We start from the raw sequence: 12,287 nt of genomic DNA, 5'->3' as shown, positions 1-12,287 counted from the left end.
AGGGTGACGGTCTGAGGTTCGACGAATACGAAAAAGAACAGTGCAGGCCACCATACCGGCGACACTGCCCCCCTAGGAACGACCAACCGGGGATACCTCATTGTGAGGTATCCCCGGTCGGGATCGTCTACATCATCGAGGCGTCGTCCGAAGGACTCAGACGAGCTCGGTGACCGTGCCGCCGGCAGCGGCGATCTTCTCCTTGGCGGAGCCGGAGACGGCGTCGACCGTCACCTGCAGCGCCACGGAGATCTCGCCCTGGCCGAGGACCTTGACGAGGCTGTTCTTGCGAACGGCACCCTTGGCCACCAGGCCCTCGACGGTGACCTCGCCACCCTCGGGGTAGAGCGCGGCCAGCTTGTCGAGGTTCACGACCTGGTACTCGGTCTTGAACGGGTTCTTGAAGCCCTTCAGCTTCGGGAGACGCATGTGGAGCGGCATCTGGCCACCCTCGAAGCTCTCCGGAACCTGGTAGCGGGCCTTCGTGCCCTTGGTACCACGACCGGCCGTCTTACCCTTCGACGCCTCACCACGACCGACACGGGTCTTGGCGGTCTTGGCGCCGGGGGCGGGACGGAGGTTGTGGATCTTGAGCGGGTTGTTCTCCGCCATGATCAGTCGACCTCCTCGACCGTCACGAGGTGGCGGACGGTGTGCACCATGCCGCGGAACTCGGGACGATCCTCCTTGACGACCACGGTGTTGATCCCCTTGAGACCAAGCGACCGCAGAGTGTCACGGTGGTTCTGCTTGCTGCCGATGTAGGACTTGACCTGCGTGATCTTGAGCTGCGCCATGATTACGCACCCGCCCCGGCACGCGCACGCAGCAGGGCCGCAGGAGCGACGTCCTCCAGGGGCAGACCGCGGCGGGCCGCGATCTCCTCGGGACGCTGCAGGCCCTTGAGGGCCGCAACGGTCGCGTGCACGATGTTGATCGCGTTGTCGGAGCCGAGCGACTTCGACAGCACGTCGTGGATACCGGCGCACTCGAGCACGGCACGCACCGGACCACCGGCGATCACACCGGTACCCGGCGACGCCGGCTTGAGCAGCACGACACCGGCCGCCTTCTCACCCTGGATCGGGTGCGGGATGGTGCCCTGGATGCGGGGGACCTTGAAGAAGTGCTTCTTGGCCTCCTCAACGCCCTTGGCGATGGCGGCCGGCACCTCCTTGGCCTTGCCGTATCCGACACCCACGGTGCCGTCACCGTCGCCCACCACGACCAGCGCGGTGAAGCTGAAGCGACGACCACCCTTCACAACCTTGGCGACGCGGTTGATCGCGACGACGCGCTCGACGTACGCGGTCTTCTCGGCGGCAGCAGCGCCGCCGTCACGGCCCTTCCGGTCCCGCCGCTCGCCGCCACCGGCACCGCTTCCGCGGCGCTGGGGTCCAGCCATTGGATTACCTCTCTCTTTCCGCTAGCTACAAGCGGCTCAGAACTTGAGCCCGGCCTCGCGGGCGGCGTCCGCCAGGGCGGCGATGCGCCCGGCGTACTGGTTGCCGCCTCGGTCGAACACGACGGCCTCGACACCGGCGGCCTTGGCACGCTCGGCGACCAGGGCGCCGACCTGCTTGGCCTGCGCGGACTTGTCGCCCTCGCCACCGCGGATCGACGCGTCCAGAGTGGACGCCGACGCCAGGGTGTGGCCCTTCAGGTCGTCGATCACCTGCGCCACGATGTGGCGGTTGGAGCGGGTCACGACCAGACGGGGGCGCTCCGCCGAACCGGACACCTTCTTGCGGATCCGGATGTGACGGCGCTTGATCGCGGCGCGCTTGTAGGCGTCGCCCTTGAGGATCTTCTGCCCGTATGCCATGGCTTACTTACCCGCCTTTCCGACCTTGCGGCGGATGACTTCGCCCTCGTACTTGACGCCCTTGGCCTTGTACGGGTCGGGCTTGCGCAGCTTGCGGATGTTGGCCGCAACCTCGCCGACCTTCTGCTTGTCGATGCCCTCGACCGAGAAACGGGTCGGGTTCTCCACCTTGAAGGTGATGCCCTCGGGGGCCTCGACGACGATCGGGTGGCTGTAACCGAGAGCGAACTCCAGGTTGGAACCCTTGGCGGTCACTCGGTAACCGACACCGCTGATTTCGAGCTTCTTCACGTAACCCTGGGTCACGCCGGTGATCATGTTCGCCACCAGCGTGCGCGAGAGGCCGTGCAGGGCCTTGCTCTGACGCTCGTCGTTCGGGCGCGTCACCTGGAGGGTGCCGTCCTCGCCCTTAGCGATGTCGATGGGCGCGGCAACGGTGTGGGTCAGCGAGCCCTTGGGGCCCTTGACCGAAACCGTCCGGCCGTCGATGGTGACGTCCACGCCGGCGGGAACCGCGATGGGGAGCTTGCCGATGCGCGACATAGCTGTTTCCTCCGTTCCCTTCTGCTACCAGACGTAGGCGAGGACTTCCCCACCCACGCCCTTCTTGCCGGCCTGCTTGTCGGTGAGGAGCCCGTGCGACGTGGAGATGATCGCCACGCCCAGGCCGCCGAGCACCTTCGGCAGGTTGGTGGACTTCGCGTACACCCGGAGACCGGGCTTGGAGATCCGCTTGATGCCCGCGATGGAGCGCTCACGGTTGGGGCCGAACTTCAGCTCCAGGACGAGGTTCTTGCCGACCTCGGCGTCCTCGACCTTCCAGCCCGTGATGAAGCCCTCCTGCTGGAGGATCTCCGCGATGTGAGACTTGATCTTGGAGTGCGGCATCGACACCGAGTCGTGGTACGCCGAGTTCGCGTTCCGCAGACGCGTCAGCATGTCTGCGATCGGATCAGTCATGGTCATGAATTGGCCTGTGGCCTTTCTCGCCGGGGTTTCCTATATGCGCCATCCCTCTCCCCGTACTTCTGCAGACGGGACGGGTGCGGCGCGGGGACCTACGGCGTAGTAAGCAATCTTTCAGCGGACGGATGTCCGCGGGCGATCCGGGGCGGCAGAGCCCAACCCCACAAGCCTAAGGCATGCGGGTGCCGGGCCCTGCCGGTCCGGTTTGCTTACCGAGAGGTCCCAGAATCCCTGTGGTCAGGGATTACCAGGAGCTCTTGGTCACGCCCGGCAGCTCGCCGCGGTGAGCCATCTCACGAAGGCACACGCGGCAGAGGCCGAACTTGCGGTAGACGGAGTGCGGACGACCGCAGCGCTGGCAGCGGGTGTAGCCACGCACACCGAACTTGGGCTTGCGAGCAGCCTTCGCGATGAGAGCCTTCTTCGCCATCTCGCTCACGCCTCCTTGAACGGGAAGCCGAGGTGACGGAGAAGGGCACGGCCCTCTTCGTCGTTGGTCGCCGTGGTCACCACGGTGATGTCCATACCCCGGACGCGGTCGATCTTGTCCTGGTCGATCTCGTGGAACATGACCTGCTCCGTGAGACCGAAGGTGTAGTTGCCACGGCCGTCGAACTGCTTCGGGGACAGGCCGCGGAAGTCGCGGATGCGCGGGAGCGCCAGCGACAGGGTGCGGTCCAGGAACTCCCACATGCGGTCGCCACGGAGCGTGACATGGGCACCGATCGGCTGACCCTCGCGCAGCTTGAACTGCGCGATGGACTTGCGGGCCTTGGTGACGGCCGGCTTCTGACCGGTGATGGTGGTCAGGTCGCGGATCGCGCCCTCGATCAGCTTCGAGTCACGGGCGGCGTCGCCGACACCCATGTTGACCACGATCTTGACGAGGCCGGGAACCTGCATGACGTTCTCGTACTTGAACTCGTCACGCAGCTTGCCCGCGATCTCCTCGCGGTACTTCTGCTTCAGGCGCGGAGTGGTGGTGGTAGCCATCAGATGTCCTCACCCGTCCGCTTGGCAACGCGGATCTTGTTGCCCTCTTCGTCGAAGCGGTAGCCGACACGCGTGACGACCTTGTTGCCGTCCTTCTCCACGACCAGCTGGACGTTGGAGACGTGGATCGGCGCCTCGGTGGTCACGATGCCGCCGGCCTGGGAGCCGCCGGCCGTCGGACCGGCCTTCGTGTGCTTCTTGACCCGGTTGACACCCTCGACCAGGACACGGTCCTCGCGCGGGTAAGCGGCAATGACCTTGCCCTGCTTGCCCTTGTCCTTGCCGGTGATGACCTGGACCAGGTCGCCCTTCTTGATCTTCATGCTTACAGCACCTCCGGCGCGAGCGAGATGATCTTCATGAACTTCTTCTCGCGCAGCTCCCGGCCCACCGGGCCGAAGATGCGGGTGCCGCGAGGGTCGCCGTCGTTCTTCAGAATGACGGCGGCGTTCTCGTCGAAGCGGATGTACGAGCCGTCCGGACGGCGGCGCTCCTTGACGGTGCGAACGATGACCGCCTTGACGACGTCACCCTTCTTCACGTTGCCACCGGGGATCGCGTCCTTGACGGTGGCGACGATGACGTCACCGATGCCCGCGTAGCGGCGACCGGAGCCACCGAGCACACGGATGCAAAGGATCTCCTTCGCACCAGTGTTGTCGGCGACACGCAGTCGCGACTCCTGCTGGATCACGTCTATCTCCTGATCGTCTGCCGGTTCCCCGGGGGCCGCCTCTCAGCGGCCCCCGGAGCCTGGCGGAACTGACCTGCGGGGTCTGCCCCGCAGGAATTACTTGGCCTTCTCGAGGATCTCTACGACGCGCCAGCGCTTCGTCGAGGACAGCGGCCGGGTCTCCATGAGGAGGACACGGTCGCCGACACCCGCGGCGTTCTGCTCGTCGTGCGCCTTGAGCTTGTTCGTACGGCGGATGACCTTGCCGTACAGCGCGTGCTTGACACGGTCCTCGACGGCGACGACGACGGTCTTGTCCATCTTGTCGCTGACGACCAGACCCTCGCGGGTCTTGCGGAAGCCGCGCGCTTCCTTGTTCTCAGTCACGTTGCTCTCGCTCATGCGTTCTCCACCGTTTCGATGCCCAGCTCACGCTCGCGCATCAGGGTGTAGATCCGCGCGATGTCCTTACGGACGGCCTTCAGCCGACCGTGGTTTTCGAGCTGACCCGTGGCCGCCTGGAAGCGGAGGTTGAACAGCTCTTCCTTGGCCTCGCGGAGCTTCGCCAGAAGCTCCTCGTTGCCCAGCTCGCGCAGCTCGGACGCCTTGGTACCGGCCGACATCACGCTTCACCTGCCTCGCGCTTGACGATCCGGCACTTCATCGGCAGCTTGTGGGCCGCACGAGTCAGCGCCTCACGGGCGATCTTCTCGTTGGGGTACGACAGCTCGAACATCACACGTCCGGGCTTGACGTTGGCGATCCACCACTCCGGCGAACCCTTACCGGAACCCATGCGGGTCTCGGCCGGCTTCTTGGTGAGGGGACGGTCCGGGTAGATGTTGATCCAGACCTTGCCGCCACGCTTGATGTGACGGGTCATCGCGATACGAGCCGCCTCGATCTGGCGGTTCGTGACGTAGGCCGGGGTCAGCGCCTGGATGCCGTACTCGCCGAACGCAACCTGCGTTCCACCCTTGGACATACCGTTGCGCTTCGGGTGGTGCTGCTTGCGGTGCTTGACCCTACGGGGGATCAGCATGACGGTCAGGCCTCCGTTCCGGTGCTCTCAGCCGGAGCGGCGGCGGGAGCCTCGGCCTTGGGGGCCTCGGCGCCGGCAGCCTGCTGCGGCTTGCGACCGCGCCCGCCACGCTCGCCGCCACGGCCACCACGGGCCGGGCGGTCGGCGCCACCACGGGCCGGGCGGTTACCCGCACGGGCCGCAGCGTTCTCGGCGCGGACCTCGGCGATGTTCTTGACGTCGCCCTTGTAGATCCAGACCTTCACACCGATGCGGCCGAAGGTCGTCTTGGCCTCGAAGAAGCCGTAGTCCACGTTCGCACGGAGCGTGTGCAGGGGCACACGGCCCTCGCGGTAGAACTCCGAGCGGGACATCTCGGCGCCGCCGAGGCGGCCACCGCACTGGATCTTGATGCCCTTGGCGCCGGCCTTCATGGCGGACTGCATGCTCTTGCGCATGGCCCGACGGAAGGAGACGCGGGAGGAGAGCTGCTCGGCGACGGCCTGGGCCACGAGCTGAGCGTCCGTCTCCGGGTTCTTGACCTCGAGGATGTTCAGCTGGACCTGCTTGCCGGTCAGCTTCTCCAGGTCACCGCGGATGCGGTCGGCCTCGGCGCCGCGGCGGCCGATGACGATGCCCGGGCGGGCGGTGTGGATGTCCACCCGCACGCGGTCACGGGTGCGCTCGATCTCGACCTTGGAGATGCCGGCGCGCTCCATGCCGGACGTCATCATCCGACGGATGGCGACGTCTTCCTTGACGTAGTCCTTGTACAGCTTGTCGGCGTACCACCGCGACTTGAAGTCGGTCGTGACACCGAGCCGGAACCCGTGCGGGTTTACCTTCTGGCCCATTACCGGGTTCCTTCCTTGCTGCTGACGACCACGGTGATGTGGCTGGTCCGCTTGCGGATCCGGTAGGCACGGCCCTGGGCACGCGGCCGGAACCGCTTCAGGGTCGGGCCCTCGTCGACGTAGGCCTCGGAAATGACGAGGCTGTCGGCGTCGGTGTGGTCGTAGTTGTGCGCGGCGTTGGCGATGGCGCTGTCGAGCACCTTGCCCACCGGCACCGAGGCGGCCTGCGGAGCGAATCGCAGGACGGCCTGGGCCTCCGTGGCGTTCATGCCACGGATGAGGTCCACCACGCGGCGGGCCTTCATGGGCGTGACGCGGATGTACCGCGCCTGGGCCCTGGCTTCCATGGTTGTCCCTTCAGTTACTTACGTGTCTGAATGCGATCCGCTACTAGCGGCGCTTCGACTTCCGGTCTTCCTTGACGTGACCCCGGAAGGTGCGCGTCGGCGAGAACTCGCCGAGCTTGTGGCCGACCATCGACTCGGTGACGAACACCGGGATGTGGGTCTTGCCGTTGTGCACCGCGATCGTGTGACCGAGCATGGCCGGGACGATCATCGAGCGACGGGACCAGGTCTTGATGACGTTCTTGGTGCCGGCTTCGTTCTGGGCGTCCACCTTCTTGATCAGGTGGTCGTCGACGAAGGGCCCCTTCTTCAAGCTACGAGGCATCTCAACCCGTCCTTAGCGCTTCTTGTTCGTCTTGCGGCGGCGGACGATGTACTTGTTCGACGCCTTCTTGGGCGAACGAGTACGGCCTTCCTTCTTGCCCCACGGGGACACGGGGTGGCGGCCACCGGAGGTCCGGCCCTCACCACCACCGTGCGGGTGGTCCACCGGGTTCATGACCACACCACGGACGGTCGGGCGAACGCCCAGCCACCGCTTGCGGCCCGCCTTGCCCCAGTTGATGTTGCTCTGCTCAGCGTTGCCGACCTCGCCGACGGTGGCGCGGCAGCGGACGTCGACCAGGCGGATCTCACCGGACGGCATGCGCAGGTGGGCGTAGGCGCCCTCCTTCGCGAGCAGCTGCACGGAGGCACCGGCGGAGCGGGCGAACTTGGCACCGCCACCGGGACGGAGCTCGATCGCGTGGATCGTGGTACCGACCGGGATGTTGCGGAGGGCCAGGTTGTTGCCCGGCTTGATGTCGGCCCCGGGACCGTTCTCCACGGTGTCGCCCTGCTGCAGGTTGCGCGGGGCGAGGATGTAGCGCTTCTCGCCGTCCGCGTAGTGCAGCAGCGCGATGCGCGCGGTGCGGTTGGGGTCGTACTCGATGTGCGCGACCTTCGCCGGCACGCCGTCCTTGTCGTGACGACGGAAGTCGATCACTCGGTAGGCGCGCTTGTGTCCGCCACCCTGGTGGCGAACGGTCACACGACCGGCGTTGTTACGGCCGCCCTTGCTGTGCAGCGGGCGAACCAGCGACTTCTCCGGCGTGGACCGCGTGACCTCGACGAAGTCGGCGACGCTGGCGCCACGACGGCCAGGAGTCGTCGGCTTGTACTTGCGGATTCCCATTTCTCAGTCCTCGTCCGATATCGGACGATCCTGACCGCTTACGCGGTCGGACCGCCGAAGATGTCGATACGGTCGCCCTCGGCGAGGGTCACGATCGCGCGCTTGGTGGCGGCACGCTGACCGAAGCCGGTCTTCGTGCGCTTGCGCTTGCCGGCGCGGTTGATCGTGTTGACCCCGGTGACCTTGACGTCGAAGACCGCCTGGACGGCCTGCTTGATCTGGGTCTTGTTGGCGTTCGGGTCGACGATGAACGTGTACTTGTTCTCGTCGAGGAGCGCGTAGCTCTTCTCCGAGACGACCGGCTTCAGCAGGACGTCACGGTGGTCCGTGTACGACTTGCTCAGCGGGGTCTCGACGGTGTTCTTGCCCTCGGTGGCGTGGCGACGCGCCTTGGCGACGCGCGCGGCCTTGGCGGCCTTGGCGGCCTTCGAGGCGATAGCGGGGTGACGGATGGCCATCAGACCTCGCTCCCTTCGGTGTCGTTGGCCTTCGGGCCGGCGACGAAGGACTCGAAAGCGGCCTGGGTGAAGACCACGTCGTCCGAGACGAGAACGTCGTACGTGTTCAGCTGGCCCGGCTCCAGGATGTGCACCTGGGGCAGGTTGCGGGCGGACAGCCACGCGGCCTCGTCGGAGCGGTCGACGACCAGGAGCAGGTTCTTGCGCTCGCTGATCTTGCCGAACAGGCTCTTGGCGGCCTTCGTGCTGATGTTCGCGCCCTCGACCACGCCGGAGACGACGTGGATGCGGTTGTGACGCGCCCGGTCGGTGAGGGCACCGCGCAGGGCGGCGGCCTTCATCTTCTTCGGGGTGCGCTGCGAGTAGTCGCGCGGCACGGGACCGTGCACGACGCCACCACCGGCGAACTGCGGCGCGCGGGTCGAACCCTGACGGGCGCGACCGGTGCCCTTCTGGCGGTACGGCTTCTTGCCGCCACCACGGACTTCACCGCGGGTCTTGGTCTTGTGCGTGCCCTGGCGGGCAGCGGCCAGCTGCGCGACGACGACCTGGTGGATCAGCGGGACGCTGACCTTGGCGTCGAAGATCTCCGCGGGGAGCTCGACGGAACCGGCCTTGTCGCCCGCCGGCGAAAGGATGTCAACAGTGCTCATCGGTTACCTCAGGCCCCCTTGGCCGCGGTGCGGACCAGGACGAGGCCGCCGTTCGGACCGGGAACCGCGCCCTTGATGAGCAGCAGACCCTTCTCCGCGTCAACGGCGTGGACGGTCAGGTTCTGGGTGGTGACCCGCTCGTTGCCCATGCGACCCGCCATGCGGAGGCCCTTGAACACGCGGCCCGGGGTGGCGCAGCCACCGATGGAACCGGGCGAGCGGTGCTTGCGCTGGGTGCCGTGTCCGGCGCCGAGGCCCTTGAAGTTGTGACGCTTCATGACACCGGCGAAGCCCTTGCCCTTGCTCTTGCCGGTCACGTCGACCTTGATGCCGGCCTCGAACACCTCGGCGGTGATCTCCTGGCCGAGGGTGTACTCGCTGGCGTCAGCGGTACGGATCTCGACGAGGTGGCGGCGGGGAGTGACGTCGGCCTTGGCGAAGTGGCCCTTGAGGGGCTTGTTCACCTTGCGCGGGTCGATCTCGCCGAACGCGATCTGGACGGACTCGTAGCCGTCGACGTCGTTCGTGCGGACCTGGGTGACGACGTTGGGGCCGGCCTTGACGACGGTGACCGGAACAACACGGTTGTTCTCGTCCCACACCTGCGTCATGCCGAGCTTCTCGCCCAGGATGCCCTTGATCTGCTTAGCCATCTTTCAGATCACCGGCCTCAGAGCTTGATCTCGATGTCGACACCGGCCGGGAGGTCGAGTCGCATCAGAGAGTCAACGGTCTTGGGGGTCGGGTCGAGGATGTCGATCAGGCGCTTGTGCGTGCGCATCTCGAAGTGCTCGCGCGAGTCCTTGTACTTGTGCGGCGACTTGATGACGCAGTACACGTTCTTCTCAGTGGGCAGCGGCACCGGGCCCGCGACCGACGCACCAGTGCGCGTCACCGTCTCGACGATCTTCTTCGCCGAAGAGTCGATGACCTCGTGGTCGTAGGCCTTGAGCCGGATGCGGATCTTCTGTCCCGCCATGGCTACTCAGTAGTCCTGTCTCTCTAACGCTCTGGAACCCGGTGTTTCTTTTGCGTGACTCTCGGTCCTCCGACCCACGCGGTCGGGCGTGTCGCTCTCCCGCTGACACAGATGTCCCTTGTCCGGACATCATCCCTGCGGGATTGACACGGCCCTTCCGGAACCGCGGACCGGGAGCCTCGGGCCCACCGGGCGCCTGGCCGGTATCGCGCTCACACTTCCCGGAAGATTCCCGTACGTCCGCCCCAGCGCTGCCCGAGGGCAGTTAGGGCGACGAGTACTGTGGGACTCGCTTCCGGTCCTCCCGGCGGGAGGCGCGCAGCATCAACACTCGACCGAGCAACTCGGACAGTCTGCCACACAGAGCAGCCCCTCCGCCAATCGAGCCGAAGAGATTACCCCGGGAGTGACGTAGGTCAAACCGGCGCGGGCCGAATCCGGGGTTGCCTACGCGTTCCGAGCGGCGTACGTCACAAAGTCGGCCCAGGCCGCCGGGGCGACGGCCAGCCGGGGGCCTTCGGCGTTCTTGGAGTCGCGGACGTGGATGGTGGCAGGGGTGGAGGCGACTTCGACGCAGTCGCCGGGTTCGTTGCTGCTGCTGTAGCTGCTCTTGAACCAGTGCAGGTCGACGGTCCTCATGGTCTCCCCTAGGCGTTCCGCGCGGCGTACGCCACGAAGCCGGCCCAGGCCCCCGGGGCGACGGCCAGCCGGGGGCCCTCGGTGTTCTTCGAATCGCGGACGTGGATGGCGGCGGAGGTCAGAGCGACCTCAATGCAGTCGCCAGCCTCGCTGCTGCTGCTGTAGCTGCTCTTGAACCAGTGCAGGTCCGCCGTGCTCATAGTCTCCCCAGCGCTCGCTCGATGAAAGCCTGCGACTCCCTCGGCGTGAGAGCCTGCGCCCGGATCATGCCATAGCGCAGTTCCAGGATTCGAAGATCCTTGGGGTTGGAGACCGGACGGCCGTTGAAAGCGCCGTCGGAGCGCCCGATCGCCGTTCCGTCGGCGAACTTCAGCACCTCGACCAGGCCCGACGCTCCGGCGTTCTCCTCCCGGTCGGTCGGCATGACCTGCAGCGTGACATTCCTCAACTGCGCTACCTCCAAGAGGTGTTCGAGTTGTCGGCGCAGCACCATCTTCCCACCGTAGGGACGTTCGAGCGTCACCTGCTCCAGAACGAAACTGAGTGTGGGGGCGGGCTCCCGCTGGAAGACGGCCTTACGAGCCATGCGCGCGGCAGTCTCTCGCTCCACCACGTCCTGGCCGTAGGCGGGTTGCCTCATCTCGAACAGCGCGCGCGCGTACTCCGGCGTCTGAAGCAGGCCATGGATGTTGTGGTTCCCATACGACAGCATCTCCACCGCCCGCCTCTCCAGCTCCGCCAGCTCCCGTACCTTCTTCGGGTACCGGGCCTTGCTCATGTCGTCCATGAAGGACCGCACGTGCCCCTGTGCCTTCAGGAACGTGTCCACCCTGTCCAGGAACTCCGGGCGGGCGATACGCGCGCCGCGCTCGATCTTGCGGATCATGTCCTCGCCGTAGCCCAGGGACCCCGCCAGCTCGGGCACGGTCAGGCCCGCCGCCTCCCGGCAGACCTTGATCAGGCGGCCCACCGCCTGCACCAGTGGCTCCATCTCGTCGCCCGGCTCGATGTCCCAGCCCGCCTCGTCCACGCCCTCGCTCATCGCTCCTCCTCCAACGCGCACTCGTACTCGTACAACGCCGGGACAGCCGAGACAGCCGAGACAAAGCGAGGACAGTCACCGTACGTACGGGCGTTATCACTCCCCCACGGAAGCAGATCCGGCCACGCTCAGTGATGTGAACCATGAAATGGCTGCCCCTGAAAACCAACTCGGCGTCCACTTCCGCACCTTCGACGTCCGGCTGTCGTCCACGCCGCGCGGCGCCCGGCTGGCCCGGCTGCTCGCCGAACAGCACCTGCGCACCTGTGGGCTGCCCGTGGAGACGGCGACGCAGATCATCGCCGAGCTGGCGGCCAACGCCGCCACCCACGGCCGCGTGCCCGGACGCGACTTCCAGCTGCTGCTCCACGTCGTCGGCGACCGGCTGCGCATCGAGGTGACCGACACCCGCGACGACCGTCTCCCCCGGCTGCGGTGCACGGCGCAGGACGGCGAGTCGGGGCGCGGGCTGCTGCTCGTCGAAGCCCTCTCCGACCGCTGGGGCGTCACCCTGGGCCGGCGCCCGCGCAAGACCGTCTGGGCCGAGGTCGTCCTGCCCGCACCGGGATCCGGCGCGCCGCGCTCCGGTGCCACGGGCGGTTTCCCGCCAGGAGGAGGACGAGGGTGAAAGGACCCGGCCAAGCCCCACCCCTCCCGCCCGGG

The 12,287-nt window shown here is 66.7% G+C and carries 25 protein-coding genes; 1 reads left to right on the top strand and 24 read right to left on the bottom strand.

Annotated elements, in window-relative coordinates; all coding sequences use genetic code 11:
- Nucleotides 1-156 precede the first annotated feature (156 nt).
- The 24 genes from rplO to ACH4OA_RS19905 all read right to left on the bottom strand — a co-directional run bounded on the left by rplO (nt 157) and on the right by ACH4OA_RS19905 (nt 11,624).
- The gene (rplO, locus tag ACH4OA_RS20020) at nt 157-612 is read right to left on the bottom strand and encodes a 50S ribosomal protein L15 (RefSeq protein WP_301972792.1); all 456 of its coding nucleotides are present in this window, start codon (nt 610-612) and stop codon (nt 157-159) included.
- A gap of 2 nt (nt 613-614) precedes the next feature.
- Nucleotides 615-797 carry a 50S ribosomal protein L30 gene (gene rpmD / locus ACH4OA_RS20015; RefSeq protein WP_003998814.1) on the bottom strand — a complete coding sequence of 61 codons (183 nt, stop codon included), beginning with the start codon at nt 795-797 and terminating at the stop codon, nt 615-617.
- 2 nt (nt 798-799) lie between these two features.
- Nucleotides 800-1,405, bottom strand: coding sequence for a 30S ribosomal protein S5 (gene rpsE / locus ACH4OA_RS20010; RefSeq protein WP_324936594.1), 606 nt, complete (start codon nt 1,403-1,405; stop codon nt 800-802).
- 36 nt (nt 1,406-1,441) lie between these two features.
- The gene (gene rplR, locus ACH4OA_RS20005) at nt 1,442-1,825 is read right to left on the bottom strand and encodes a 50S ribosomal protein L18 (RefSeq protein WP_365873971.1); all 384 of its coding nucleotides are present in this window, start codon (nt 1,823-1,825) and stop codon (nt 1,442-1,444) included.
- A 3-nt stretch (nt 1,826-1,828) separates the two neighbouring features.
- Nucleotides 1,829-2,368: a 50S ribosomal protein L6 gene (rplF, locus tag ACH4OA_RS20000; protein WP_397938279.1), complete on the bottom strand. Its 540-nt coding sequence runs from the start codon at nt 2,366-2,368 to the stop codon at nt 1,829-1,831.
- 24 nt (nt 2,369-2,392) lie between these two features.
- Entirely contained in the window at nt 2,393-2,791 is a 399-nt protein-coding gene (rpsH, locus tag ACH4OA_RS19995; protein ID WP_014674378.1) for a 30S ribosomal protein S8, read from the bottom strand.
- Nucleotides 2,792-3,035: 244 nt separating this feature from the next.
- Entirely contained in the window at nt 3,036-3,221 is a 186-nt protein-coding gene (locus tag ACH4OA_RS19990; protein ID WP_003948630.1) for a type Z 30S ribosomal protein S14, read from the bottom strand.
- 5 nt (nt 3,222-3,226) lie between these two features.
- Nucleotides 3,227-3,784 carry a 50S ribosomal protein L5 gene (rplE, locus tag ACH4OA_RS19985; protein ID WP_030345436.1) on the bottom strand — a complete coding sequence of 186 codons (558 nt, stop codon included), beginning with the start codon at nt 3,782-3,784 and terminating at the stop codon, nt 3,227-3,229.
- Nucleotides 3,784-4,107: a 50S ribosomal protein L24 gene (rplX, locus tag ACH4OA_RS19980; RefSeq protein ID WP_365873966.1), complete on the bottom strand. Its 324-nt coding sequence runs from the start codon at nt 4,105-4,107 to the stop codon at nt 3,784-3,786. Before rplX ends, rplE begins: the two co-directional genes overlap by 1 nt.
- A 2-nt stretch (nt 4,108-4,109) precedes the next feature.
- Entirely contained in the window at nt 4,110-4,478 is a 369-nt protein-coding gene (gene rplN / locus ACH4OA_RS19975; RefSeq protein WP_003998823.1) for a 50S ribosomal protein L14, read from the bottom strand.
- Nucleotides 4,479-4,574: 96 nt separating this feature from the next.
- Complete coding sequence (rpsQ, locus tag ACH4OA_RS19970) at nt 4,575-4,859, bottom strand: 30S ribosomal protein S17 (RefSeq protein WP_365873964.1); 285 nt, start codon at nt 4,857-4,859, stop codon at nt 4,575-4,577.
- The gene (rpmC, locus tag ACH4OA_RS19965; protein WP_007494763.1) at nt 4,856-5,080 is read right to left on the bottom strand and encodes a 50S ribosomal protein L29; all 225 of its coding nucleotides are present in this window, start codon (nt 5,078-5,080) and stop codon (nt 4,856-4,858) included. The genes rpsQ and rpmC overlap by 4 nt, the downstream gene beginning before the upstream one ends.
- A complete protein-coding gene (rplP, locus tag ACH4OA_RS19960; RefSeq protein ID WP_009190136.1) occupies nt 5,080-5,499 on the bottom strand; it encodes a 50S ribosomal protein L16 in 420 nt (139 codons plus the stop codon). The genes rpmC and rplP overlap by 1 nt, the downstream gene beginning before the upstream one ends.
- Nucleotides 5,500-5,504: 5 nt before the next feature.
- Nucleotides 5,505-6,332, bottom strand: coding sequence for a 30S ribosomal protein S3 (gene rpsC / locus ACH4OA_RS19955; RefSeq protein ID WP_030839666.1), 828 nt, complete (start codon nt 6,330-6,332; stop codon nt 5,505-5,507).
- Nucleotides 6,332-6,679, bottom strand: a complete 348-nt coding sequence (rplV, locus tag ACH4OA_RS19950) for a 50S ribosomal protein L22 (protein ID WP_044571671.1) — start codon at nt 6,677-6,679, stop codon at nt 6,332-6,334. Before rplV ends, rpsC begins: the two co-directional genes overlap by 1 nt.
- A 43-nt stretch (nt 6,680-6,722) precedes the next feature.
- The gene (gene rpsS / locus ACH4OA_RS19945) at nt 6,723-7,004 is read right to left on the bottom strand and encodes a 30S ribosomal protein S19 (protein ID WP_004984529.1); all 282 of its coding nucleotides are present in this window, start codon (nt 7,002-7,004) and stop codon (nt 6,723-6,725) included.
- Between the two features lie 12 nt (nt 7,005-7,016).
- Entirely contained in the window at nt 7,017-7,853 is an 837-nt protein-coding gene (rplB, locus tag ACH4OA_RS19940) for a 50S ribosomal protein L2 (RefSeq protein ID WP_030601203.1), read from the bottom strand.
- A gap of 38 nt (nt 7,854-7,891) precedes the next feature.
- A complete protein-coding gene (gene rplW / locus ACH4OA_RS19935) occupies nt 7,892-8,311 on the bottom strand; it encodes a 50S ribosomal protein L23 (RefSeq protein WP_397938285.1) in 420 nt (139 codons plus the stop codon).
- Nucleotides 8,311-8,964 (bottom strand): 50S ribosomal protein L4, encoded by a 654-nt coding sequence (gene rplD, locus ACH4OA_RS19930; RefSeq protein ID WP_365873958.1) that lies wholly within the window; start codon nt 8,962-8,964, stop codon nt 8,311-8,313. The genes rplW and rplD overlap by 1 nt, the downstream gene beginning before the upstream one ends.
- Nucleotides 8,965-8,972: 8 nt before the next feature.
- On the bottom strand, nt 8,973-9,617 hold the full coding sequence (rplC, locus tag ACH4OA_RS19925) for a 50S ribosomal protein L3 (RefSeq protein WP_020135811.1): 645 nt from the start codon (nt 9,615-9,617) through the stop codon (nt 8,973-8,975).
- A 17-nt stretch (nt 9,618-9,634) separates the two neighbouring features.
- Entirely contained in the window at nt 9,635-9,943 is a 309-nt protein-coding gene (rpsJ, locus tag ACH4OA_RS19920; RefSeq protein ID WP_003948644.1) for a 30S ribosomal protein S10, read from the bottom strand.
- A 447-nt stretch (nt 9,944-10,390) separates the two neighbouring features.
- Nucleotides 10,391-10,582, bottom strand: a complete 192-nt coding sequence (locus ACH4OA_RS19915) for a DUF397 domain-containing protein (protein ID WP_397970001.1) — start codon at nt 10,580-10,582, stop codon at nt 10,391-10,393.
- An 8-nt stretch (nt 10,583-10,590) separates the two neighbouring features.
- The gene (locus tag ACH4OA_RS19910; protein WP_397969999.1) at nt 10,591-10,782 is read right to left on the bottom strand and encodes a DUF397 domain-containing protein; all 192 of its coding nucleotides are present in this window, start codon (nt 10,780-10,782) and stop codon (nt 10,591-10,593) included.
- On the bottom strand, nt 10,779-11,624 hold the full coding sequence (locus ACH4OA_RS19905) for a Scr1 family TA system antitoxin-like transcriptional regulator (protein ID WP_397969997.1): 846 nt from the start codon (nt 11,622-11,624) through the stop codon (nt 10,779-10,781). Before ACH4OA_RS19905 ends, ACH4OA_RS19910 begins: the two co-directional genes overlap by 4 nt.
- 148 nt (nt 11,625-11,772) lie before the next feature.
- On the opposite strand from ACH4OA_RS19905, the gene ACH4OA_RS19900 reads away from it, so the two are divergent.
- Nucleotides 11,773-12,252, top strand: a complete 480-nt coding sequence (locus tag ACH4OA_RS19900) for an ATP-binding protein (protein WP_397969995.1) — start codon at nt 11,773-11,775, stop codon at nt 12,250-12,252.
- Nucleotides 12,253-12,287 lie beyond the last annotated feature (35 nt).

This window comes from Streptomyces sp. NPDC017095, from assembly GCF_044332325.1.
In the GTDB taxonomy this organism is placed as follows: Bacteria; Actinomycetota; Actinomycetes; order Streptomycetales; family Streptomycetaceae; genus Streptomyces.
The sequence above is the reverse complement of the archived record's forward strand: the minus strand, read 5'-3'. Positions and strand labels throughout refer to the sequence as shown.

Excerpts from the sequence above, each read along its gene's own strand:
- ACH4OA_RS19915 (WP_397970001.1), bottom strand. The coding sequence starts at position 10,582 with ATGAGGACCGTCGACCTGCACTGGTTCAAGAGCAGCTACAGCAGCAGC.
- rplC (WP_020135811.1), bottom strand. The coding sequence starts at position 9,617 with ATGGCTAAGCAGATCAAGGGCATCCTGGGCGAGAAGCTCGGCATGACG.
- rpsQ (WP_365873964.1), bottom strand. The coding sequence starts at position 4,859 with ATGAGCGAGAGCAACGTGACTGAGAACAAGGAAGCGCGCGGCTTCCGC.
- rplB (WP_030601203.1), bottom strand. The coding sequence starts at position 7,853 with ATGGGAATCCGCAAGTACAAGCCGACGACTCCTGGCCGTCGTGGCGCC.
- rplW (WP_397938285.1), bottom strand. The coding sequence starts at position 8,311 with ATGGCCATCCGTCACCCCGCTATCGCCTCGAAGGCCGCCAAGGCCGCC.
- rplR (WP_365873971.1), bottom strand. The coding sequence starts at position 1,825 with ATGGCATACGGGCAGAAGATCCTCAAGGGCGACGCCTACAAGCGCGCC.
- ACH4OA_RS19900 (WP_397969995.1), top strand. The coding sequence starts at position 11,773 with ATGGCTGCCCCTGAAAACCAACTCGGCGTCCACTTCCGCACCTTCGAC.
- rplV (WP_044571671.1), bottom strand. The coding sequence starts at position 6,679 with ATGGAAGCCAGGGCCCAGGCGCGGTACATCCGCGTCACGCCCATGAAG.
- rpmC (WP_007494763.1), bottom strand. The coding sequence starts at position 5,080 with ATGTCGGCCGGTACCAAGGCGTCCGAGCTGCGCGAGCTGGGCAACGAG.
- rplX (WP_365873966.1), bottom strand. The coding sequence starts at position 4,107 with ATGAAGATCAAGAAGGGCGACCTGGTCCAGGTCATCACCGGCAAGGAC.
- rpsE (WP_324936594.1), bottom strand. The coding sequence starts at position 1,405 with ATGGCTGGACCCCAGCGCCGCGGAAGCGGTGCCGGTGGCGGCGAGCGG.
- rpsC (WP_030839666.1), bottom strand. The coding sequence starts at position 6,332 with ATGGGCCAGAAGGTAAACCCGCACGGGTTCCGGCTCGGTGTCACGACC.
- ACH4OA_RS19910 (WP_397969999.1), bottom strand. The coding sequence starts at position 10,782 with ATGAGCACGGCGGACCTGCACTGGTTCAAGAGCAGCTACAGCAGCAGC.
- rplE (WP_030345436.1), bottom strand. The coding sequence starts at position 3,784 with ATGGCTACCACCACCACTCCGCGCCTGAAGCAGAAGTACCGCGAGGAG.
- rpsJ (WP_003948644.1), bottom strand. The coding sequence starts at position 9,943 with ATGGCGGGACAGAAGATCCGCATCCGGCTCAAGGCCTACGACCACGAG.
- ACH4OA_RS19905 (WP_397969997.1), bottom strand. The coding sequence starts at position 11,624 with ATGAGCGAGGGCGTGGACGAGGCGGGCTGGGACATCGAGCCGGGCGAC.
- rplP (WP_009190136.1), bottom strand. The coding sequence starts at position 5,499 with ATGCTGATCCCCCGTAGGGTCAAGCACCGCAAGCAGCACCACCCGAAG.
- rpsS (WP_004984529.1), bottom strand. The coding sequence starts at position 7,004 with ATGCCTCGTAGCTTGAAGAAGGGGCCCTTCGTCGACGACCACCTGATC.
- rplD (WP_365873958.1), bottom strand. The coding sequence starts at position 8,964 with ATGAGCACTGTTGACATCCTTTCGCCGGCGGGCGACAAGGCCGGTTCC.
- rpmD (WP_003998814.1), bottom strand. The coding sequence starts at position 797 with ATGGCGCAGCTCAAGATCACGCAGGTCAAGTCCTACATCGGCAGCAAG.
- rplF (WP_397938279.1), bottom strand. The coding sequence starts at position 2,368 with ATGTCGCGCATCGGCAAGCTCCCCATCGCGGTTCCCGCCGGCGTGGAC.
- rplO (WP_301972792.1), bottom strand. The coding sequence starts at position 612 with ATGGCGGAGAACAACCCGCTCAAGATCCACAACCTCCGTCCCGCCCCC.
- rpsH (WP_014674378.1), bottom strand. The coding sequence starts at position 2,791 with ATGACCATGACTGATCCGATCGCAGACATGCTGACGCGTCTGCGGAAC.
- ACH4OA_RS19990 (WP_003948630.1), bottom strand. The coding sequence starts at position 3,221 with ATGGCGAAGAAGGCTCTCATCGCGAAGGCTGCTCGCAAGCCCAAGTTC.